The organism is Camelimonas abortus (genome assembly GCF_042432745.1).
GTDB lineage: Bacteria > Pseudomonadota > Alphaproteobacteria > Rhizobiales > Beijerinckiaceae > Camelimonas > Camelimonas abortus.
In genome coordinates, this window is record NZ_JBHLWR010000006.1 from 808,644 (window position 1) to 829,681 (window position 21,038).

15 protein-coding genes, 1 tRNA gene and 1 pseudogene are annotated in these 21,038 nt (G+C 70.4%); 14 read left to right on the top strand and 3 right to left on the bottom strand.

What is annotated here, in order from left to right; translation table 11 throughout:
* Window positions 1-34: 34 nt before the first annotated feature.
* Entirely contained in the window at window positions 35-655 is a 621-nt protein-coding gene (locus tag ACFFJB_RS06000) for a cysteine hydrolase family protein (protein WP_376830352.1), read from the top strand.
* A gap of 78 nt (window positions 656-733) precedes the next feature.
* Here ACFFJB_RS06000 and ACFFJB_RS06005 read toward each other — a convergent pair whose 3' ends face one another.
* Window positions 734-1,471, bottom strand: a complete 738-nt coding sequence (locus tag ACFFJB_RS06005; RefSeq protein ID WP_376830353.1) for a MarR family winged helix-turn-helix transcriptional regulator — start codon at window positions 1,469-1,471, stop codon at window positions 734-736.
* A 183-nt stretch (window positions 1,472-1,654) separates the two neighbouring features.
* On the opposite strand from ACFFJB_RS06005, the gene ACFFJB_RS06010 reads away from it, so the two are divergent.
* The 3 genes and pseudogenes from ACFFJB_RS06010 (at window position 1,655) to ACFFJB_RS06020 (ending at window position 3,895) form a co-directional block, all read left to right on the top strand.
* Window positions 1,655-2,248: a flavin reductase family protein gene (locus tag ACFFJB_RS06010; protein ID WP_376830354.1), complete on the top strand. Its 594-nt coding sequence runs from the start codon at window positions 1,655-1,657 to the stop codon at window positions 2,246-2,248.
* A 37-nt stretch (window positions 2,249-2,285) separates the two neighbouring features.
* On the top strand, window positions 2,286-2,672 hold the full coding sequence (locus ACFFJB_RS06015; RefSeq protein ID WP_376830355.1) for a 4-hydroxyphenylacetate 3-hydroxylase N-terminal domain-containing protein: 387 nt from the start codon (window positions 2,286-2,288) through the stop codon (window positions 2,670-2,672).
* A gap of 49 nt (window positions 2,673-2,721) precedes the next feature.
* Window positions 2,722-3,895, top strand: a pseudogene (locus ACFFJB_RS06020) (IS3 family transposase).
* A 1,274-nt stretch (window positions 3,896-5,169) separates the two neighbouring features.
* On the opposite strand, the gene ACFFJB_RS06025 reads toward ACFFJB_RS06020, so the two are convergent.
* Window positions 5,170-5,245: transfer RNA gene (locus ACFFJB_RS06025), tRNA-Phe, on the bottom strand.
* 552 nt (window positions 5,246-5,797) lie between these two features.
* Between ACFFJB_RS06025 and ACFFJB_RS06030 the strand changes: the two genes are divergently transcribed.
* The 4 genes from ACFFJB_RS06030 to ACFFJB_RS06045 all read left to right on the top strand — a co-directional run bounded on the left by ACFFJB_RS06030 (window position 5,798) and on the right by ACFFJB_RS06045 (window position 10,946).
* The gene (locus ACFFJB_RS06030; protein ID WP_376830356.1) at window positions 5,798-6,991 is read left to right on the top strand and encodes an ABC transporter substrate-binding protein; all 1,194 of its coding nucleotides are present in this window, start codon (window positions 5,798-5,800) and stop codon (window positions 6,989-6,991) included.
* 330 nt (window positions 6,992-7,321) lie between these two features.
* Window positions 7,322-8,362 carry a branched-chain amino acid ABC transporter permease gene (locus ACFFJB_RS06035; RefSeq protein WP_376830357.1) on the top strand — a complete coding sequence of 347 codons (1,041 nt, stop codon included), beginning with the start codon at window positions 7,322-7,324 and terminating at the stop codon, window positions 8,360-8,362.
* A 23-nt stretch (window positions 8,363-8,385) separates the two neighbouring features.
* The gene (locus ACFFJB_RS06040; protein ID WP_376830358.1) at window positions 8,386-10,167 is read left to right on the top strand and encodes a branched-chain amino acid ABC transporter ATP-binding protein/permease; all 1,782 of its coding nucleotides are present in this window, start codon (window positions 8,386-8,388) and stop codon (window positions 10,165-10,167) included.
* Window positions 10,164-10,946 (top strand): ABC transporter ATP-binding protein, encoded by a 783-nt coding sequence (locus ACFFJB_RS06045; protein WP_376830359.1) that lies wholly within the window; start codon window positions 10,164-10,166, stop codon window positions 10,944-10,946. The genes ACFFJB_RS06040 and ACFFJB_RS06045 overlap by 4 nt, the downstream gene beginning before the upstream one ends.
* A gap of 190 nt (window positions 10,947-11,136) precedes the next feature.
* Here ACFFJB_RS06045 and ACFFJB_RS06050 read toward each other — a convergent pair whose 3' ends face one another.
* Window positions 11,137-11,769: a TetR/AcrR family transcriptional regulator gene (locus tag ACFFJB_RS06050; RefSeq protein ID WP_376830360.1), complete on the bottom strand. Its 633-nt coding sequence runs from the start codon at window positions 11,767-11,769 to the stop codon at window positions 11,137-11,139.
* A 681-nt stretch (window positions 11,770-12,450) separates the two neighbouring features.
* Here ACFFJB_RS06050 and ACFFJB_RS06055 point away from each other — a divergent pair.
* The 6 genes from ACFFJB_RS06055 to ACFFJB_RS06080 all read left to right on the top strand — a co-directional run bounded on the left by ACFFJB_RS06055 (window position 12,451) and on the right by ACFFJB_RS06080 (window position 21,017).
* Window positions 12,451-14,064, top strand: coding sequence for an acyl-CoA carboxylase subunit beta (locus ACFFJB_RS06055; protein WP_376830361.1), 1,614 nt, complete (start codon window positions 12,451-12,453; stop codon window positions 14,062-14,064).
* A 125-nt stretch (window positions 14,065-14,189) separates the two neighbouring features.
* Window positions 14,190-16,190: an ATP-binding protein gene (locus ACFFJB_RS06060; RefSeq protein ID WP_376830362.1), complete on the top strand. Its 2,001-nt coding sequence runs from the start codon at window positions 14,190-14,192 to the stop codon at window positions 16,188-16,190.
* An 81-nt stretch (window positions 16,191-16,271) separates the two neighbouring features.
* Complete coding sequence (locus tag ACFFJB_RS06065) at window positions 16,272-17,441, top strand: acyl-CoA dehydrogenase family protein (RefSeq protein ID WP_376832565.1); 1,170 nt, start codon at window positions 16,272-16,274, stop codon at window positions 17,439-17,441.
* 106 nt (window positions 17,442-17,547) lie between these two features.
* Window positions 17,548-18,369: an enoyl-CoA hydratase/isomerase family protein gene (locus ACFFJB_RS06070; RefSeq protein ID WP_376830363.1), complete on the top strand. Its 822-nt coding sequence runs from the start codon at window positions 17,548-17,550 to the stop codon at window positions 18,367-18,369.
* A 55-nt stretch (window positions 18,370-18,424) separates the two neighbouring features.
* On the top strand, window positions 18,425-20,245 hold the full coding sequence (locus ACFFJB_RS06075) for an acyclic terpene utilization AtuA family protein (RefSeq protein ID WP_376830364.1): 1,821 nt from the start codon (window positions 18,425-18,427) through the stop codon (window positions 20,243-20,245).
* Between the two features lie 88 nt (window positions 20,246-20,333).
* Complete coding sequence (locus ACFFJB_RS06080; protein WP_376830365.1) at window positions 20,334-21,017, top strand: glutathione S-transferase family protein; 684 nt, start codon at window positions 20,334-20,336, stop codon at window positions 21,015-21,017.
* Window positions 21,018-21,038: the final 21 nt, after the last annotated feature.

Consider the following 21,038-nt stretch of genomic DNA (forward strand, 5'->3'; position numbering starts at 1 on the left):
GCTGGCGCCGCAGCAACGTGAAAGGCGGGGAAACATGCGCCGCGATCATGGTCTGCCCCTCGGCCCCGTGCCGGCGGACGCGCTGCACGTGTGCGTCGACATGCAGCGCCTGTTCTCGCAGGGCTATCCGTGGGCCCTGGAATGGTTCGGCCGCATCCTGCCGCAGGTGGAGGCGCTGTGCGCCCACGCGCCGGCGCAGACGGTGTTCACCCGTTTCATTCCGGCGCAAAGGCCGGGCGAGGGGCGCGGCGCCTGGGCGCGCTACTACGAGCGCTGGGCCGACGTCACCCTCGAGCGGCTGGATCCGGAGGCGCTGGCGCTGGCGCCGCCGCTGCAGCGCTTCGTTCCCCCTGCCGTGATCGCGGACAAGCGCGTGTATTCGCCCTGGGTGGACAGCCCGCTGGCGCGGATCGTCGCCGCCCGCGGCGCGGACGCGCTGGTGGTCAGCGGCGGCGAGACCGACATCTGCGTCATGGCCACCGTGATCGGCGCCGTGGACCGCGGCTACCGGGTGATCGTCGTGGCCGACGCCCTGTGCAGCTGCTCCGACGCCAGCCACGACGCCATGCTGGCCATGTTCGCCCGGCGGTTCGCGGTGCAGGTGGAGGTGTGCGACGCGCAGACGCTGCTCGCCGCCTGGCCGCGGCGCGGCTGACCGGGGAAGCGCGGACGCGCGCCGTCTCCCGCGCCGCTCCCGCCGCCATGCGCCGGCCGCTTCGCGCCCCGGCGGCGCTCACTCCTGCGGCGCGGCGCCTGAGCGGGCGGAGGGGCGGCGCGCGCGCCGTTTCGGCGCCGGACTGTCCTGCGGCAGCACGCCCTGGGGCGTAAGATAGTCCAGCAGCTTCAGCGCCCGGTCGGCGTTCTCCACCAGCACCGGCAGCAGGCGGCGCAGCCTGTGGAAATCGGCCCGGGAGATGTCGGCGAACAGCGCGTCATTGGCCGGCCGCTGCACCGAGGTGATCGCCTCCAGCTCGGCGCGCGCCAGCGGCGTCACGGTGAGCAGCACCCGCCGCCGGTCCTCCGGGTTGGTCACCTTGCGCACGAAGCCGCGCTCCACCAGCCGGTTGACCTCGATGGTGACGAAGGCGCCGCTGAGATGCAGGTGCCCGGCCAGGGTGTTGACGCCGATGCCGTCCGCGCCCTGCAGGTGCGAGAGCGCCACCAGGATGGTGTACTGCGAGCCGGAGAGATTGAGCAGGGCGCCGAGACGGGCGCGCACCTCCTGGATGCGGGCCGAGAAGGCCAGCGTGTCGTGGATCATGGCGCGGAAGGCCAGATCCGAGCCGTCCACCAGCAGCTGCGGGCGCGATACGGTGAGCCCTGGAGATCCCGGCGCGCGCGCGCTGGCGCCGTCATCGCCGGAACCGGCGGAATCCGGCGCGGTTTGCGGACGGTTTCGCGCCCTGGCCGGCGCCGTGCGCGCCGCCGCCGCGTCAGTCTGCTCCGGCTGCTGTTTCACGCGTCTGCTCACGGCGACCTCCCGTCATTCCCCGGTACAACCCCGCGCCCTGTCCCGCAATCGCGAAAATCCGGGCGCCGGGCGCCTAACCTATGGGCAGCCGGATTGTTGACAGCAAAAAGATTTGCACAATACCTTTGTTGCAAAGCTAATTCCTGGCGCCATCGAGCCAGCAGCCAGCCAACAGGCCACCCCATGCAGACCCACCCCGACAACGGCCTGCGCCCTGCGCCCCGGAAGGCCGCCCGAGAGGCCCTGACGGAGCGCGCGCAGGAGACCGCGCCGGCGCCCGGAGCCACGCCGGCGTTCGATTCCCGGGCGTTCCGGCAGGCCCTCGGCCATTTCGCCACCGGCGTCGCCGTCGTCACCGCCCGCGGCCCCGGCGGCGAGGCCATCGGCATGACCATGACCTCCTTCAATTCGGTGTCGCTGGAGCCGCCGCTGGTGCTGTTCAGCGTCGCGCGCACCGCCTGGAGCCTGCCGGCCATGCTGGCGGCGGACGCCTATGCGGTGAACGTGCTGGACGGCACCCAGGCGCGCCTGTCCGACCGTTTCGCCCGCGCCTCCACCGACAAGTGGGCCAGCGTCGCCCACCGTTCCGGCGCCCATGGCGCGCCGCTCATCGACGGCGCCCTGGCGCATTTCGAATGCGCTCCCTGGGCCAGCCACGACGGCGGCGACCACGTGCTGTTTCTCGCCCGCGTGCTGCGCTTTGAGGCCGCCGGCGCCGGCGAGCCCCTGATCTTCTTCCGCGGCCGTTACCACCGTCTCGCCGGCGCGGACCTCTGACGCCCGAACACCGACCAAGCCTCCCCGGAGCCACGCCATGATCAAGACCGGCGCCCAGCACATCGCCAGCCTCAACGACGGCCGCGAGATCTATCTTGACGGCCAGCGCGTCGCCGACGCCACCACCCATCCCGCCTATCGCGGCGCGGTGGCCTCGGTCGGCCGCATGTTCGACTTCCAGAGCGCTCCGGAAAACCTGGAGCTGCCGCAGAGTTATGAGGCGCTGAAGCGCCGGCGCGCCGCGCTGGAGGCATGGACCGGCCTGCACGCCGGCTTCCTCGGCCGCGCCCCGGACCATGTCGCCTCCTGCATTTCCGGCATGTACATGGGCCGCGAGGTGTTCGAGGCCTATAACGCCGACCGGGCGAAAGCCCTGCGCGACTATTACGTCTACGCCCGCGACAACGACTGGTCTGCCCCCTGAAAAGTGGTCCTCCCTGAAGTAGGCTATTGAGCCGTAGGAGGACGTTTGAATGCCCCAGAAGAAGCATAGACCTGAAGAGATCGTGGCGAAGCTGCGCCAGGTTGATGTTCTGTTGTCACAAGGCCGGTCAGTTGGCGAAGCGGTTCGTTCGATCGGCGTGACACAGTTCACGTATTACCGATGGCGCAAGGAGTTCGGCGGCCTGAAGGGCGATCAGGTGAAGCGCCTGAAAGAGCTTGAGAAAGAGAACGACCGGTTGCGCAAGGCGGTGTCGGACCTGACGCTCGAGAAGCTGATCCTGAAGGAGGCTGCCTCGGGAAACTATTGAGCCCCGCTCGCCGCCGTCGCTGCGTCGATCATGTCATGGCGAAGTTCTCCGTCTCGGAGCGCTTTGCCTGCAAGGTTCTCGGCCAGCACCGTTCGACCCACCGCAAAAAGCCCAAAGGCCGGCCGGATGAAGAGGCATTGACCGCCGACATCATCCGCCTGGCCTCACGCTACGGCCGCTATGGCTATCGCCGGATCACGGCAATGCTGCGATCCGAAGGCTGGACGGTGAATGCCAAGCGTGTCGAGCGCATCTGGCGGCGGGAGGGGCTGAAGGTTCCCCAGAAGCAACCGAAGAGAGGACGTCTCTGGCTGAATGACGGATCATGCGTTCGGCTTCGGCCGGAGCACCCCAATCATGTCTGGTCCTATGACTTCGTCGAGGGCCGGACCCACGATGGCAGGAAGTTCCGCATGCTCAACATCATCGACGAGTTCACCCGGGAGTGCCTGGCGATCCGCATTGATCGCAAGCTCAACTCGACCGACGTCATCGACACCCTGTCGGACCTGTTCATCCTGCGCGGCGTGCCGGGCCATGTCCGTTCCGACAACGGCCCGGAGTTCATCGCCAAGGCTGTACGGGAGTGGATCGTAGCCGTCGGCGCAAAGACAGCGCAGCGTTCATCGAACCAGGAAGCCCTTGGGAGAACGGCTACTGCGAGAGCTTCAACTCGAAGCTCCGCGACGAACTGCTTGACGGTGAGATCTTCTACAGCCTCGCCGAGGCCAAGATCATCATCGAAGCCTGGCGGCGATACTACAACACCAAGAGGCCACACTCGTCGCTTGGATACAAGCCACCGGCACCCGAGGCCATCATCTGGCCTGCGCCAGCAAGCGGAGCAGCACCGTCATCTGCCCAGGCAATAGCCCCAAGGCCGATCATGAACTAAGATTGAAACCGGACCACCCTATGGGGTCAGGCCAGGGCATGGTTGACGCCAGCACAATCTCTTCGCGCTCCGCCGCACTCCAGCGACGGCGACGTTCGGATCCGGAAATAACCGCCACTTGCATGAACCTGCGCTCTTAACTGCGTCCTTATGAGCACAGCTTCAGCACAAGGCACTGTCACGACAAGGCGGCCTTCGCCGGAGGCTCACCGAGGATGCGGGAGATGATCGACTTCTGCGAGACGTGCTCGAGCATGAACACGATCGCGATCGTGGGCATGCGGCGCGTTCGAAACCGACCGGGCATCGCCGCTCAACGACCTGCGTCGGGACACGCAGATAGTCCACGGTCGCTACATCACGATTATCAGTGCCAAGCTTACGAGCGCCAGCTAAGCGCACTCAATGGTCGGGAGGTGCGCCGCCGGCATCGCAACTGGGCTGAGCAGCATGGAGGGCGAGCGACAGAGCGCGCATACAGACACGTTGTCGATGCGCGCCGCGGCGTTTGCGACTGTCTGTCTGCCTCGGACTGCCCGGCGTGCTGTCGAAGACGGAATTCATAACCCTGCGTCGCCGGAAGAAGCGTCCGACCTGCGAGTTGGTATTCGTCTCCCGTAAGAAGGCGCTGGAGACGGAGCCCATCCATTGCAGTTGCCGTGACGCTGCAGTTCGAGCCCGGTCTGTGTCAGAAAGACGTGATCACGAAGTGGGCGCCAACTCTGCCTGGCGCAAAGGACGGGGTCAATGACGGAAACATGCGCAGGCGGTGGCGTCTGATTCGGGATCAGATCGGCCGGCATTTTGTGTTTCGCAAGCCTGCCAGCAAGTCCAATGGGGAAGAGTGGGCAGAGCACGACCTGTGACAGAATCCCGACATGATCGCCGGTATCAATCGTATCCCGAATGATAGGCGCGTGGGGCTAGTCGTGGTCCTCACGACTGTCATGGCGGAAGGTTACGCTCTCGCGGCGGTTTCGGGAAAACGCCATGCGAGCAGAGTGGCCCAAGGGTCTCCTGGAAGATGGACAGCCTCCAAAGCAGTGTCGGAAGCTGTTGAAGCGGGCGCTGCGGCTAAGGATGTGATGCGGTTGGCTCCGCCTCTCAGACGTCCGCGACGATGATCCACGATCGAGGCGGAGTAGAGAATTCATTGCGCGTTGCTGGCCTGCGTCTGGCGAGGCGAAACGCCTCAAGAACGAGGTCCGGTAAACCCGGCGGTAACAACTCTTGAATTTAGGTGATCAACTTCCGACGGCCATCTGAACGACAAGTGGTGCCCGGAGACGGAGTCGAACCGCCGACACTGCGATTTTCAGTCGCATGCTCTACCAACTGAGCTATCCGGGCCCGTGCTGCGGAGCTGTCGTCCGCGTCGGTGAGCTGGCTTATAGGCGCCCCGGCCGCCCGTGTCCAGTGGGGGTGGGGAAACTTCGCGGGCCGCTATCCACAGATGTCTGGCGCGGCGGCGCCGGGCCGGGGAGGTCCGCTCCGGGCGGCCGGCGGGCGCTGGCCGGCGCCGGCCAGCGCCGCCACGGGCGGGCGCCGCCGTCGCAAGGGCGCGGTTTCCGGCGCATTTCGGCCGCCGCGCGCAGGACCGGATCCGGCGGCCGCGACGACAGGCGCCGGCGGCGACTGTCTAAGCCGTTCAGTTTCTTGACTTGTCGCAGGCGCCCCGGTAGCCGTCTCGGCAGCATGTTGCGCGGAACGCGGGCACGGGAGACGAAAATTTCGGCGCGCCGGCGGTTTTCGCCGCGGCGCGCGCCTGCGGCGCCGGCGCGACGTGCGGGCGGATTCCGGCGCGGCGACGGCGGCTGCTCCGCAGCCGGCGGGACGCGACAGACGGAAACTGATGCAGCCCGTCGGGAGGCGGGCCAGAACGCAAAGGGGGCGAGGCAGGCTATGAAAAAGGCATTCCGTATCGCGGCGTTGACCGCCGCCGTGACCATGGGCGTCAGCGCCCTCTCGCTGGCGACGTCCGGCGTCAGCGCCCTGGCCGCTGATCCGGTGCGCATCGGCGTCACCGTCTCCAGCACCGGCCCGGCCGCCTCGCTCGGCATTCCGGAGGCCAACGCCGTGGCGCTGCTCGCCCGTGAGGTCGGCGGCCATCCGGTGGAGTACATCGTGCTCGACGACGCCACCGACACCACCAAGGGCGTCGCCAACATGCGCAAGTTCATCTCCGAGGAGAAGGTCGACGCCGTGGTCGGCTCCTCGGTGACGCCGGTGACCCTGGCGCTGGTGGAAGTGGGCGCCGAGAACAAGGTGCCGGTGGTGTCGCTGGCCGCCAACGCCAAGATCGTCGAGCCCATCGACGAGAAGAAGAAGTGGGCGTTCAAGACCCCGCAGAACGACCGCCTGATGGCGAAGGGCATCGCCGACCACATGGCCGCCAACGGCGTCCGGACGGTGGGCTTCATCGGCTTCACCGACGCCTATGGCGAAGGCTGGCTCGAGGAAATAAGGCCCGCCCTTGAGGCGAAAGGCATCCGGCTGGTGGCCGTGGAGCGCTACAACCGTCCTGACACGTCGGTGACCGGACAGGTGCTCAAGATTCTCGCCGCCAGGCCGGACGCGGTGATGGTGGCCGGCGCCGGCACCCCGGCGGCGCTGCCCGCCCGCACCCTGAAGGAGCGCGGCTTCAAGGGGCCGATCTACCAGACCCACGGCGCCGCCAATAACGACTTCCTGCGCGTGGGCGGCAAGGACGTGGAGGGCTCGGTGCTGCCCGCCGGCCCGGTGCTGGTGGCCGACCAGCTGCCGGACGACCACCCCTCGAAGCAGGTGGCCCGGAAGTTCATCGCCGACTACGAGGCGAAATACGGCAAGGGCTCGGTGAACACCTTCGCCGCCCACATGTATGACGCCGGCCTGCTGCTGCAGGCGGCGATTCCCGAGGCGCTGAAGAAGGCGAAGCCCGGCACCGTGGAGTTCCGCGAGGCCCTGCGCGACGCCCTCGAGAACGCGAAGGGCGTCGTCTACACCCAGGGCGTGGTCAACATGAGCCCGACCGATCACGTCGGCCAGGACGACACCGCCCGCGTCATGGTCGAGATCCGCGACGGCGCCTGGAAGCTGATTCCGGAGAAGAAGTAAGCCGGGGGAAGGCCGGGGCGCAGCGGCCTCCCGGCCCGTCCTCGCGCCGCGCTCCGTCCGGAGCCGCGGCCGGCTCCCTGTTCATGCGTCGCGGCGGGCGAACCCGCCGCGAACGTCCTTCCGGAGGCTTTTCCTGCCGGGCGTCTGCGGCCCCGCAGGAAAGGCCTCGCCGGCCTGCCCCGGCGCATGTCCGGCGGAAGGCGGCGCCAGCCGCCCCCGCGGAGCATGCGCGCCGTCCCGCCGGCCCCCTGTCGCGCGACGCCGCGACGGGAGGGCCGCCGCAGGCGCTTCCGGGGCGCACCGCCCCCGTCTCCACAAGGAACACGCGACGTGGACCTGTCCATATTCCTGATCCTGCTTCAGGACGGCGTCATCAACGGCGCCATTTACGCCCTGCTGGGCCTGTCGCTCGTGCTGGTGTTTACGGTCACGCGCGTGATCTTCATTCCCCAGGGCGAGTTCGTGAGCTTCGGCGCGCTCACCCTGGCGCTGCTGGAGCGGGGCCAGACGCCGGCCACCATCTGGCTGCTGCTGGCGCTGGGCGTGGTTTCGGCCGCGTCCCGCTTCGTGCAGGAGCGGCGGCGCATGAACCTGCGTCACGCCGCCGCCATCCTCGGCACGGACGTGGCGCTGCCGGCGGCCATCGCCGTGGTGACGGCGCTGGCGGCGCCGATGAAGCCGCATGTGGCGGTGCAGATCGCCCTGACGCTGGCCATCATCACCCCCATGGGGCCCTACATCTACCGCATGGCCTTCCAGCCGCTGGCCGAGGCCTCCACCCTGGTGCTGCTCATCGCCGCCATCGGCGTGCATCTGGCGCTCACCGGGCTGGGCCTCGTGTTCTTCGGGGCGGAGGGCTCGCGCACCGAGCCGTTCTCCTCGGCCATGTTCCAGGCCGGCGACCTGCTGGTCTCCGGCCAGTCGCTGTGGATCCTGGCCGTGGCGGCGGCCCTGGTGGCGGGGCTGGCGGCCTTCTTCGGGCTGACGCTGGTGGGCAAGGCGCTGCGCGCCACGGCGGTGAACCGGCTGGGCGCGCGGCTTGTTGGCATCGCGCCGGGCATGTCGGCCGCCATCGCCTTCACCCTGGCGGGCTTCATCGGCGCGCTGTCGGGCGTGCTGGTGTCGCCGCTCACCACCATCTACTACGACACCGGCTTCATCATCGGCCTCAAGGGCTTCGTCGCCGCCATCATCGCCGGCCTCGCCAGCTATCCGGTGGCGGCGGCGGCGGCGATCGTGGTGGGCGTCATCGAGGCGCTGGCTTCGTTCTGGGCGTCGTCGTTCAAGGAAGTCATCGTCTTCCTCATCATCATCCCGGTCCTGCTGTGGCGCACCTGGGGCGCGCCCGTGGTTGAGGAGGACGACCATTGAGCGCCCGGACAGAGACACCCGCCGTGACCCGTCGCAATTACCTGCCGCTGATCGCGCTTGCGGTCTGTTTCGCGGTTCCGCTGGTTCCGGGCCTGCCGGCCTTCTGGATCACGCTGCTCAACTACATCGGCCTGTACGCGCTGGTGGCGATCGGCCTCGTGGTGCTGACCGGCGTCGGCGGAATGACCTCTTTTGGCCAGGCCATGTTCGTCGGCGCGGGCGCGTACGCCACGGCCATCCTCACCACGCGTTACGGTTTTGATCCGTGGGCGTCGCTGCCCGTGGCGCTGCTGGTCACCGGCGTCTTCGCGTGGGTGGTGGGGGCCATCACCCTGCGGCTGTCGGGCCACTATCTGCCGCTGGCCACCATCGCGTGGAACATCAGCTTCTTCTACATCGTCGGCAACCTGGACTTCTTCGCCAAGTTCGACGGCATTTCCGGCATTCCGCCCATCAGCGTCGGGGGCTTCCGGTTCGGCGACGGCCCCTCGCTCTACTATCTGATCTGGGGGGCGGTGGCGCTGGCGGTGATCGCCACGCTGAACCTGCTGGATTCGCGCATGGGGCGGGCCATCCGCTCGCTGCGCGGCGGCGTGGTGGCCGCCGAATCGTTTGGCGTCGACACCGGCCGGGCGCGCATCCTCGCCTTCGTCTATGCGGCGCTGCTGGCGGGGCTGTCCGGCTGGCTGTACGCCCACCTGCAGCGGGCGGTGAACCCGTCGCCGTTCAACCTCAACATTTCCATCGAATATCTGCTGATGGCGGTGGTTGGCGGCGCCGGCTCGGTGTGGGGCGCCATCCTCGGCGCCGGCCTCGTCACCGTGATCCGCGACCAGCTGCAGAACCTGCTGCCGCAGCTCATCGGCCAGCAGGGCAATTTCGAGGCCATCGCCTTCGGCGTCATCCTCGTGGCGCTGCTGCAGACGGCGCGCGACGGCCTGTGGCCGCACGTGGCGCGCCTGTTCGGCCATGAGGCGCCGGCCCGCCGCGGCCACGCCGCGGCCGGCGCGCTGCTGCCGCGCGCGCATGGGGCGGCGGAGGACGCCGGCGCCCCCGCCCTGGAGGCGAAGAAGCTGCGCAAGGAGTTCGGCGGTCTCGTCGCCGTCAACGACCTCAGCTTCGCGGTGCGGCGCGGCGAGATCGTCGGCCTCATCGGCCCCAACGGCGCCGGCAAGTCCACCACCTTCGACCTGGTCACCGGCGTCACGCCGGCCACCTCCGGCGAGATCCGCTACTTCGGCCAGGACGCCACCGGCGAACGCGCCCGGCTGATCGCCCGCCGCGGCGTGGCCCGCACCTTCCAGCACGTGCGCCTCGCGCCGGGCATGAGCGTGATCGAGAACGTGGCCGTGGGCGCGCACCTGCGCGCCCGGGCCGGCGCGGTCAGCGCCGTGCTGCGGCTGGACCGCGCCGAGGAGGCGCGCATCTTCGCCGAGGCGCGGCGCCAGCTGCAGCGCGTGGGGCTGGGCGGGCTGGCCGACCGGCCGGCGCACAGCCTGGCGCTGGGCCAGCAGCGCATCGTCGAGATCGCCCGCGCCCTGTGCCTCGATCCGGCCATGCTGCTGCTCGACGAGCCGGCCGCCGGCCTGCGCCACCACGAGAAGAAGGCGCTGGCGGCGCTGCTGCGGCAGCTGCGCGACGAGGGGCTGTCGATCCTGCTGGTGGAGCACGACATGGACTTCGTCATGGGCCTCACCGACCGGCTGGTGGTGATGGAGTTCGGCTCGCGCCTGGCCGAGGGGACGCCGGAGGAGATCCGCGTCAACCCGGCGGTGCTTGAGGCTTATCTGGGAGGCGTGGCGTGAGCGGACCCCTGCTGCAGGTTTCGGAACTGTCGGTGGGCTACCACGGGGTGGACGCGGTGCGCGGCGTCTCGCTCACCGTGGCGCGCGGCTCCATCGTCTCGGTGATCGGCGCCAACGGCGCCGGCAAGTCCACCATGCTCAACGCCCTCATGGGCATCCTGCCGGCGCGGGGCGAGGTGATCTTCGACGGCGGGTCCATCGCCGGCCTGACGGTGGAGGAGCGTTTCGCCCGCGGCGTCGCCCTGGTGGCGGAAAAGCGCGAACTGTTCGCCACCCTGCCGGTGGAGGACAACCTGATGCTCGGGCGGTTCCGCCTGCGCCATGAGGGACGGGCGGCGGCGCAGGCGGCGCTGGACGAGGTGTACGGGCTGTTTCCGCGCCTGCGCGAGCGGCGCCGGCAGCTGGCCGGCACGCTCTCCGGCGGCGAGCGGCAGATGCTGGCCATGGGCCGCGCCCTCATGGGCCGGCCGCGCCTGCTGATGCTGGACGAGCCCAGCCTTGGCCTCGCGCCGCTGGTCGTGCGCGAAATCTTCCGCATCGTCGTGTCGCTGCGCGGGCGCGGGGTGTCGATCCTGCTGGTCGAGCAGAACGCCCGCGCCGCCCTGCAGGTGTCCGACTACGGCTATGTGCTGGAAAACGGGAAGGTGTCGCTGGAGGGCGAAAGCGCCAGCCTGCAGGAAGACCCGCGCGTGGCCGCCACCTATCTCGGATTCGGCGGCGCCAGAGACGGCGACGCGGAGACAGGCGACGCGGAGGCGGCGCTGCCGGGCGGCCCGTGACGCCGCGGTCAGGGCAGATGAACCATCACGTGAATCCGCGCTGATTTTCGCTGTTTCTCCAGCGGCTTGCGCGGACTTCCGGAATCATTTCGCCAGCATGAAAAACGCCCGGGCCGTCGCGGCGCCGGGCGTTTTCGCATCAAGGCGCGCCGTCTGGTCCGCGCCCCGCCGGGCGGGCCGGGCGCGGCCGTCAGGGGGCGGGGTCGTCCGGCTGCTCCGGGCCGCCGACCATGCGCAGCGCCAGGGCGGTCATGGCGCCGGCGATCTGGTCCGGCGCCAGGCGGCCGTTGGCGCGGTACCAGGCGTGAATCCAGATGATCATGCCGGCGATGCCGAGACAGACGATGGCCGGATCCTCCACCCGGAACACGCCCTCGCGCACCCCGTCCTCGATGATGTTGCGCAGGATGCGGTCGAACTCGCCCTGCATGTCGCGGATGCGCCGGTCGACGTCCGCCGGCAGGTGCGCCACCTCGCGGGCGGAGATGGCGATCCACTCATGGCGTTCAATCACCACCAGGGTGAAGTCATGGATCAGCCGGCGCAGGCGCTGGTCGGCGCGTCCGGGCAGGGCGGCGGCGTCGATGGCCACCTGCACCGACTCGCTGATGCCGCGCTCGCAGATGGTGGCCAGCATGTCCTGCTTGGAGCGGAAGTGCTGGTAGATGAGGGTCTTGGAGACGGACAGCCGCTCGGTGAGGGCGTCGGTGGTGGTGGCGGTGTAGCCGTTGCGGAAGAACAGTTCGCCCGCCGCGCGCAGGATGAGCTCGCGCTTGTATAGGGCCACGTCGTCCTTCATTGCCGAAGCCGGAGTCGTCGCCATGTGCAGCCTCCCTCACGCCGGCGTGCGCGTTGAGCCCTTCCTGCCGGCGCGCGGTCGGGCCCGGATCTGGACGCGTGATCCCCGTCTCGCCGCGCCGGCCCGCAGGGCGGCGCGGCTGTGGCGGGCGCGCCCGCGGCGGATGCGGCGCTGGCGCGGCGCACGCCGCCGCGGCGTCCTCCGGAGGCGACCGGCGCGGACGCCCCCGCACGGCCGCCGCCGTCGTTCCGGCGCGGAAACTCCAGCGCAAGCGTGGCGCCGGTGTGGCGCGTCCGGCCCCGGCGCGCGCCCCGCGACGGCCAGACGACTGTCTCCAGTTGGGGCTATCGCGTTTTTCCCGAGCTTTTTCAATGCCGCAGGCGCCGGTCCGGCCGGGATTCTCCACAGCCGTCGCCGCCGCCCCGGACGGACGCCGGCCCCGGGGTGCGCGCCGCGCATGACAGGGCGCGTCCGGCGGTCGCGGCATGTCTCCGGCACGTCAGCGCGTCTTTCCCGGAAAGCGGTTGACCACGGTCCGTACTGAATAGTACCACTAACAGAACGATGCGTCCCGCATTTTCTGCGCGCCGGCCGCGCGCGACTTCGTGAGGCCCCCGCCGGTGAGGCGCCTGCTTCGTGAAGCGTTCCCGGCGGCTGCGGCAGGGCGGCGGGACAACCACAGCAATACCGCGGGAGGAACGGCGCATGCCGGCGTTTGAGTCACGGGTGGTGGCGGCTGGGCAAGCCTATGAGGAGAACCGGGCGCACATGCTCGAGGCGATCAGGGAGCTGCACGCGCTGCAGAAGCGGGCGCGCGACGCCTCGGCGGCGTCCGGCCCGCGCTTCGCCAGGCGCGGCCAGCTGCTGCCGCGCGAGCGTCTCACCCTGGCGCTGGACGAGGGCGCGCCCTGGCTGGAGCTGTGCTCGCTGGCCGGCTACCTGCGCGACACGAGGGATCCGGCCAGGAGCATTCCCGGCTGCTCCGGCATCGCCGGCATCGGCTACATCTCGGGCGTGCGCTGCATGGTGGTGGTGGACGACGCCGGCATCGCCGCCGGATCGGCCCAGCCCATGGGCGGCGAGAAGATGGCACGCCTCGAGGCCATCGCCCTGAAGAACCGGCTGCCCTTCGTCCATCTGGTGGAATCGGCCGGCGCCAACCTTCTGGGCTACAGGGTGGAGGACTTCGTGCTCGGCGGCGGCCTGTTCGCCAATCTGGCGCGGCTGTCGGCGGCGGGCATCCCGGTGATCGCGCTCACCCACGGCTCCTCCACCGCCGGCGGCGCCTACATGACCGGCCTCGCCGACTATGTGATCATGGTGCGTGACCGGGCCCGCGCCTTCCTCGCCGGCCCGCCGCTGCTCAAGGCCGCCACCGGCGAGGTGGCCACCGACGAGGAGCTGGGCGGCGCGCTGATGCACGCCACCGTCTCCGGCCTCGCCGAATATCTGGCCGAGGACGACGTGGACGGCGTGCGCATCCTGCGCGAGGTGGTGGCCGGGCTTGGCTGGAACGAGGGCAATGAGCTTCCCGAAGGGCCGGAGCCTGCGCTCGATCCGGAGGAGCTGCTCGGCATCATGCCGAAGGACCTCAAGAAGCCGGTCGACATGCGCGAGATCATCGCCCGCATCGTCGACGGCTCCGAGATGCTGGAGTACAAGCCGCTTTACGGCCCGCAGACGGTGTGCGTCCAGGCGCGGCTGTTCGGAATTCACATCGGCGTCATCACCAACAACGGCCCGCTGGATCCGGCCGGCGCTAACAAGGCCACCCAGTTCATCCACGCCTGCTGCCAGAACGGCTCGCCGATCATCTACCTGCACAACACCACCGGCTACATCGTCGGCACGGAGTCCGAGCGGGCCGGCATGATCAAGATCGGCTCGAAGATGATCCAGGCGGTGGCCAACGCCACCGTGCCGCAGATCGCCGTGATGTGCGGCGCGTCTTACGGCGCGGGCAATTACGGCATGTGCGGCCGCGGCTTCACGCCGGACTTCGCCTTCTCCTGGCCCACCGCCCGCACCGCGGTGATGGGCGCCGAGCAGGCGGCGCTGACCATGGCCATCGTCATGGAGGAGGGCGCCCGGGCGCGCGGGCTCGAGCCGGACATGGCGGCCATCGAGACCATGAAGCAGAAGATCATCCAGACCTTCGAGAGCCAGATGTCCGCCTTCTACACCTCCGGCGCGGTGCTGGACGACGGCGTCATCGACCCGCGCGACACCCGCAACGTGCTGGGCATGGCGCTCTCCGTCTGTCTCTCCGGCCGCAGGCGCACGGTGCGGCCGCTGACCTTCGGCGTCGGACGCATGTGACGACGGCGCGGCCGCCCGCAGCGCGGCCGCGGTCACGGGGAGCGCGCCGGGCGGCCGCTCCCGCAATCGCAGGAATTCCGGGCGGTCCCCGGCCACGCCAGGATCCGCGCCCCCAGAGGTCTTCGATGACGTCAATCACCACCCTGCTCATCGCCAATCGCGGCGAAATCGCCATCCGCGTGGCGCGCACGGCGCGCCGCATGGGCGTGGCCACAGTCGCCGTCTATTCCGACGCCGACGCCGGCAGCCCCCATGTCGCCGCCTGCGACATGGCCATCGGCATCGGCGGACTCACCCCGGCGGACAGCTATCTGGTCGCGGACAGGATCATCGAGGCGGCCCGACGCGCCGGCGCCCAGGCCATTCACCCCGGCTACGGCTTCCTCTCCGAGAACGCCGCCTTCGCCGCCCGCGTGGCGGAGGAGGGGCTGGTGTTCGTGGGGCCGCCGGCCGCGGCCATAGAGGCCATGGGCGACAAGGCCCGCGCCCGCCGGCGCATGGACGCCGCCGGCATCCCGGTCGTGCCGGGCTATGACGGCGAGGACCAGTCGCCGGAGAGGCTGCTGAAGGAAGCGCAGCGCATCGGCTTTCCCGTCATGATCAAGGCCTCCGCCGGCGGCGGCGGCCGCGGCATGCGCCGCGTGGACAGTCCGGAGGCGCTGCCCGCGGCGCTGCAGGCCGCCGCTTCCGAGGCGCAGAAGGCCTTCGGCGACAGCCGCCTGATCCTGGAGCGGGCGGTGATCGAGCCGCGTCACGTGGAGATCCAGGTGTTCGCCGACAGCCATGGCCGCGTGGTGCATCTGGGCGAGCGCGACTGCTCGGTGCAGCGCCGCCACCAGAAGGTGATCGAGGAGGCGCCGTCGCCGGCGCTCAACCCGCACCTGCGCGCCCGCATGGGCGAGGCGGCCGTGGCGGTGGCGAAGGAGATCGGCTACGTCGGCGCCGGCACCGTGGAGTTCCTGCTCGACCGCTCGGGCGAATTCTACTTCATGGAGATGAACACCCGCCTGCAGGTGGAGCATCCGGTGACGGAGCTAGTCACCGGCTTCGACCTAGTGGAGTGGCAGCTGCGCGTCGCCGCCGGCGAGAAGCTGCCCGTCCGCCAGGACGAGATCGCGCTGAAGGGGCACGCCGTCGAGGTGCGCCTGTGCGCCGAGGATCCGGCCGAGGACTTCCTGCCGCGCACCGGCGTGGCGGCGCTGTGGGACCCGCCGCGCACCGTGCGCGTCGACGCCGCCCTCGCGCAGGGCATGGAGATCAGCCCCTATTACGACTCCATGCTGGGCAAGCTCGTCGCCCATGGAGCCACCCGCGAGGAGGCCATCGGCAAGCTCGCCCACGCCCTGGAGGCCACGGCGCTGCTGGGCGTGGGCACGAACCGCGACTTCCTCATCCGCGCCCTGCGGCATCCTGCGTTCGTCGCCGGCGGGCAGGTGTCCACCGCCTTCATCGACGCCCATTTCCCGGACAACGCCTCGCGCGCGGCGCGGCCGGACCGCGTGGCCTGGGCTCTGGCCGCCTGGCTGTCCGGCGTCGCCACGCGCCGCGCCGCCGCCTGGCGCAGCCCGTGGCGCGGCTGGAGCAACGTCGCGCCGCTTGATCAGCCCTGGCGGCTGGCGTGGAATGGCCCCGCCGGCCTGCAGGACGACGCCTGCCCCGGCGAGCGGCGCGGCCATGTGGCGGCGGGCCGCGACGGCGCCGAGGTGCGCTTCGACGGCCAGACCACGACCATCGCCGGCCGTCCGGCCGGGGAGGGCGCCGAGGGCGTCGCCGTGGTGGACGGCCAGCCGGTGTCCTACCGTTTCGCCTGGGCGGGGGAGACCCTGTGGCTGAAGCTGGGCGCGGCCGATTTCGCCTTCACGCCGCTCAGCCGCGTCAGCGCCCGCAAGGCGGCGGCCGACAACGCCGGCGACGGCCTGCTGCGCGCGCCCATGAACGGCCGGGTGGTTTCGGTGTCGGCCGCGGCCGGCGACAAGGTGACGCGCGGCCAGCAGGTCATGGCGCTGGAGGCGATGAAAATGGAGCACGCCATTCTCGCCCCGCGCGACGGCGTGCTGGTTTCGGTCTCCGCCGCCGCCGGCGACCAGGTGTCACCGGGGCAGGTCCTGGCCGAAATCGGCGAGTGACGGGCGGGCGAACCACAGGAAAAGGCATTGCGCCGGCGGCCCCTCACGGGCGCCGGCGGGGAGGAAGCCATGGCGGACAACATGCAGGCCGGCGGCCGCATCATCATCGAGCCCATTCCCAACCCGCACCTGACGCCGGAGCACTACGCCTTCCGCGACACGATGCGGCGCTTCGTGCAGACCGAGATCGAGCCCTACGCCAGCGAGTGGGACGAGGCGGGAACCTTCCCGCGCGAGCTGTACAGGAAGGCCGCTGACATCGGCCTGCTGCGGCTGGGCTTTCCGGAGGAGTACGGCGGCATTCCGGCCGACCTGTTCTACAACAACATCGCCAGCGCCGAGATGGCCCGGGCCGGCGCCGGCGGCGTCGGCGCCTCGCTGATGAGCCACACCATCGGCCTGCCGCCGGTTCTGGCCGCCGGCTCGCCGGAGCTGAAGGCGAAGCTGGCGCCGCCCACGCTGGCCGGCGAGAAGATCTTCGCCCTCGCCATCACCGAGCCCTCGGGCGGCTCGGACGTGGCCAGCCTGCGCACCACGGCGCGGCGCGAGGGCGATCACTACGTCATCAACGGCCAGAAGACCTTCATCACCTCCGGCATGCGCGCCGACTACATCACCGTGGCGGTGCGCACCGGCGGCGAGGGCCGCCAGGGCATCTCGCTGGTCGTGGTGGAAGCCGACACGCCCGGTTTCTCCCGCACGCCGCTGCGCAAGATGGGCTGGTGGGCCTCGGACACGGCCACGCTCTATTTCGACGACTGCCGGGTGCCCGTGGAGAACCTCCTCGGCGAGGAGAACGGGGGCTTCCCGCTGATCATGCGGAATTTCAACAGCGAGCGGCTCGGCATGGCCGCCGGCTGCATCGGCCAGGCGCGCACCTGCCTTGAGGAGACGGTGAACTACGCCCGCGAGCGCCGCACCTTCGGCCGGCCGCTGGCCGAGCACCAGGTGATCCGCCACAAGCTGGCGGAAATGACCATGCGCATCAACGCCTCCCAGGCCTATCTCGACCACCTCACCTGGCGGGTGATGAACGGCGAGAACCCCGTGGCCGACATCTGCCTGCTGAAGAACCAGGCCACGCAGACCATGGAATACTGCGCCCGCGAGGCGGTGCAGACCTTCGGCGGCGCCGGTTTCATGCGCGGCTGCAAGGTGGAGCGCATCTATCGCGAGGTGCGCGTCAACGCCATCGGCGGCGGCGCCGAGGAAATCATGCGCGAGCTGGCGGTGCGCCAGCTCGGTTACTGAGCGGCGCGGCCGCGCCGGCGCGCCGCCGCGCCGGGCGGGGGGCCGCAGGGCCGCTCCCGCCGCGGCCGCAGCCGGCAAGGCCGCAACCTGCAAGACGGAGAACGCCATGAGCGGATCGCTGCCAGCCACCACCGTCGTCCAGCTCGAGCGCCAGGGCTCGCGCCTTTACGCGACGATCAATGACCCCGCGACCCGCAACGCCATGACGCGGGCGCTCACCGACGACCTGCGCGCCATCCTCAGGGCGGTGGAGAACGACCGCAGCCTGCGCGCGCTGGTGCTGCAGGGGGCCAACGGCGCCTTCTGCGCCGGCGCCGACCTCAAGGGAGCCAGCAGGCAGCAGGGCGAGGCGGTGGACGCCGGGGCGGAGGACCCGCTGGAGGCCTCCAACCGCGAGGGCGGCCTGCTGTACGCCGAGCTGAACGAATGCCCGCTGACGGTGATCGCCGTGGTGGACGGGCCGGCCTTCGGCGGCGGCTTCGGCATGGCCTGCTGCGCCGACATCGTCATCGCCACGCCGCGGGCGCGTTTCGCCCTGTCGGAAACGGGGCTCGGCATCGTGCCGGCGCAGATCGCGCCCTTCGTCATCAACCGCATCGGCCCGCGCCACGCCCGCCGTCTCGGCCTCACCGGCGCGCGGCTCAACGGCGAGCAGGCGGCCGCGATCGGCCTCGCCGACTTCTACTGCCCGGACGAGGCGTCGCTGCGGCAGACGCTCGCCAGCCTGCTTAACGACATCGGCCGCTGCGCCCCGGGCGCCAACGCCGAAACCAAGCGGCTGCTCCGCATCTGCCACACCATGCCGCTGGAGGAATACCGGACGGTGGCGGCGAAGTCGTTCGCCGCCTGCGCCCGCGGGCCGGAGGGCGTGGAGGGCGTGCGCGCCTTCGCCGAGAAGCGGCCGGCGGCGTGGGTGGAGACAGTCTGACCGCGGAAGGCGGCGGGCGCCCCCGCGGGCGCCAACGGTTCAGGGAGCAGGAACAATGTCGGGCAAGACGATCAGGATTGGCGGCGCCTCCGGGTTCTGGGGCGACACCAGCATCTCCACGCCGCAGCTGCTGCACGGCGCCGACCTCGATTACCTGGTGTTCGACTATCTGGCCGAAATCACCATGTCGATCCTCGCCCGCGCGCGGGCGAAGGACCCGCAGATGGGCTACGCCCATGATTTCGTCGGCCTTGTCGCCCGCGAGCTGCCGACCATCGCCCGGAAGAAGGTGAAGGTGATCGCCAACGCCGGCGGCGTGAATCCCATGGCCTGCGCGAAGGCGCTGGAGGAGAAGATCGCCGCCGCGGGCCTGGCCCTGAAGGTCGGCGTGGTCACCGGCGACGACCTGCTGCCGCGCGCCGCCGAATTCGCCGGAACGCGCGAGATGTTCACCGGCGAGCCCATGCCCGGTAACCTGTTGAGCATGAACGCCTATCTCGGCGCCTTCCCGGTGGCGGCGGCGCTGGACGCGGGGGCGGACATCGTCATCACCGGCCGCGGCGTCGACAGCGCCGTCACCCTCGGCGCCTGCATTCACGCCTTCGGGTGGAGCCAGCAGGATCTCGACCGGCTCGCCGGCGGCTCGCTCGCCGGCCATATCGTCGAATGCGGCGCCCAGGCCACCGGCGGCCTGCACACCGACTGGGAGGAGACCGGCGACTGGGCCAACATCGGCTATCCGGTGATCGAGGTGTCGGAGGACGGCTCCTTCGTCGTCACCAAGCCGGAGGGCACCGGCGGCCTCGTCTCGGTGGCCACCGTGGCCGAGCAGATGCTTTACGAGATCGGCGATCCGCGCGCCTATCTGCTGCCCGACGTCACCTGCGACTTCACCCAGGTGAAGATCGAGCAGCTGGGTCCGGACCGGGTGCGCGTCAGCAACGCTAGGGGCCTGCCGCCGACCAGTTATTACAAGGTCTGCGCCACCTACCAGGACGGTCACCGCGTCGGCATGTACCTGACGGTCGGCGGCCTCGACGCCGCCCGCAAGGCGGAGAAGGTGGCGGATTCGGTGCTGCGCCGCACCGGGGCCATGCTCCGGGCCATGAACCTGCCGCCCTACGCCGAGACCAGCGTGGAGGTGATCGGGGCCGAGGCGGCCTATGGCCCGCACTCGCGCGCCCGCAACGCCCGCGAGGTCATCCTCAAGCTGGCGGCCAAGCACGAAAATCCGAGGGCGCTCGAGATCCTGGTGCGCGAGCTCACCTCATCCGGCACCTCCATGTCGCCGGGCATCACCGGCATGGGCGGCAACCGCCCGAAGGTGATGCCGGTGGTGCGGCTGTTCTCCTGCCTTGTCGACAAGGCCAGGGTGAAGACCGCCGTGCACGTGGACGGGCGCGAGCTGCCGGCGCCGGAGGCGGTGCGCGGCGGCTTCGACCCGGCGAAGCTGGGGCCGGACCAGCCCGGCCCTGCGGCGGAGACGGCGCCGGACGCGCCGGTGGTTCCGCTCATCGCCCTCGCCTTTGCGCGCAGCGGCGACAAGGGCGACAAGGCCAACATCGGCGTCATCGCCCGCCGGCCCGAGTATCTGCCCTATATCCGCGCCGCGCTCACCGGGGAGGCGGTGGCGCGCTTCTTCGGCCACCTCGTGAAGGGGCGGGTGGAGCGCTTCGAGCTGCCGGGCGTGCACGCGCTCAACTTCCTGCTGCACGAGGCGCTGGGCGGCGGAGGCGTCGCCTCGCTGCGCAATGATCCGCAGGCCAAGGCCTACGCCCAGATGATCCTGGACTACCCGGTGCGGGTGACGCCGGAGATCGCCGCCGCCGTGGCCGACGTGACCCGCCGTTTCCCGCCGGCGACGGTCGCCGCCTGAGCGGACGCCGGCGCGGCCGGGCGGGCGCGCCCCCCGCCGGCGGCGCCGGGGCGGGGAGCGGCCGGGCGACAATGATGGAGGTACGCTGATGACCCTGAAGCTGTGGCACTGCATGAGCGCGCGCTCGTTCCGCCCGCTGTGGACCATGGAGGAGATGGGGCTGGACTATGAGCTGGCGATGCTGCCGTTTCCGCCGCGCGTGTTCCGCAAGGAGTATCTCGGCGTCAATCCGCTCGGCACCATCCCGTTCTTCGAGGACGGCGCGACAAAGATGACCGAGTCCTCGGCCATCTGCCATTACCTGGTGACGAAATACGGCCCGACGCCGCTGAACGTCGGGCCGGAGGAGCCGGACTACGGCGCCTTCCTCAACGCGCTGCACTTCTCGGAGGCGACGCTGACCTTCCCGCAGACCATCTACCTGCGCTACACGCTGCAGGAGCCGGACGCCGGCCTTGGCAGGGCGGCGGAGGACTACGCCAGATGGTTCGGCGGGCGCCTGCGCGGCGTCACCGCGGTGGCGGAGAAAAACGAATACTGGTGCGCCGGCCGCTTCACCGCCGCAGACATCTGCGTGGGCTACGCGCTGATGCTGGCCGAGCGGCTGAAGCTGGACCACCTGTTCTCCGCTCCGGTGCGCGCCTACTGGGCGCGGCTGCAGCAGCGCGAGGGCTTCCGCCGCGCCCTGGCGTCGCAGGAGAAGGCGGCGCAGGAGCAGGGCGTGGTCAATCCGCCGGACATGAAGATCCCGCCGAAGCCGGCCACCGCCTGACGCCCGCCCGCCCGCGGGGCG

Bases quoted from the DNA above. Each gene is read 5' to 3' on its own strand.
- ACFFJB_RS06055 (WP_376830361.1), top strand. From the start codon at position 12,451: ATGCCGGCGTTTGAGTCACGGGTGGTGGCGGCTGGGCAAGCCTATGAG.
- ACFFJB_RS06060 (WP_376830362.1), top strand. From the start codon at position 14,190: ATGACGTCAATCACCACCCTGCTCATCGCCAATCGCGGCGAAATCGCC.
- ACFFJB_RS06030 (WP_376830356.1), top strand. From the start codon at position 5,798: ATGAAAAAGGCATTCCGTATCGCGGCGTTGACCGCCGCCGTGACCATG.
- ACFFJB_RS06000 (WP_376830352.1), top strand. From the start codon at position 35: ATGCGCCGCGATCATGGTCTGCCCCTCGGCCCCGTGCCGGCGGACGCG.
- ACFFJB_RS06050 (WP_376830360.1), bottom strand. From the start codon at position 11,769: ATGGCGACGACTCCGGCTTCGGCAATGAAGGACGACGTGGCCCTATAC.
- ACFFJB_RS06075 (WP_376830364.1), top strand. From the start codon at position 18,425: ATGTCGGGCAAGACGATCAGGATTGGCGGCGCCTCCGGGTTCTGGGGC.
- ACFFJB_RS06010 (WP_376830354.1), top strand. From the start codon at position 1,655: ATGCAGACCCACCCCGACAACGGCCTGCGCCCTGCGCCCCGGAAGGCC.
- ACFFJB_RS06070 (WP_376830363.1), top strand. From the start codon at position 17,548: ATGAGCGGATCGCTGCCAGCCACCACCGTCGTCCAGCTCGAGCGCCAG.
- ACFFJB_RS06080 (WP_376830365.1), top strand. From the start codon at position 20,334: ATGACCCTGAAGCTGTGGCACTGCATGAGCGCGCGCTCGTTCCGCCCG.
- ACFFJB_RS06015 (WP_376830355.1), top strand. From the start codon at position 2,286: ATGATCAAGACCGGCGCCCAGCACATCGCCAGCCTCAACGACGGCCGC.
- ACFFJB_RS06065 (WP_376832565.1), top strand. From the start codon at position 16,272: ATGCAGGCCGGCGGCCGCATCATCATCGAGCCCATTCCCAACCCGCAC.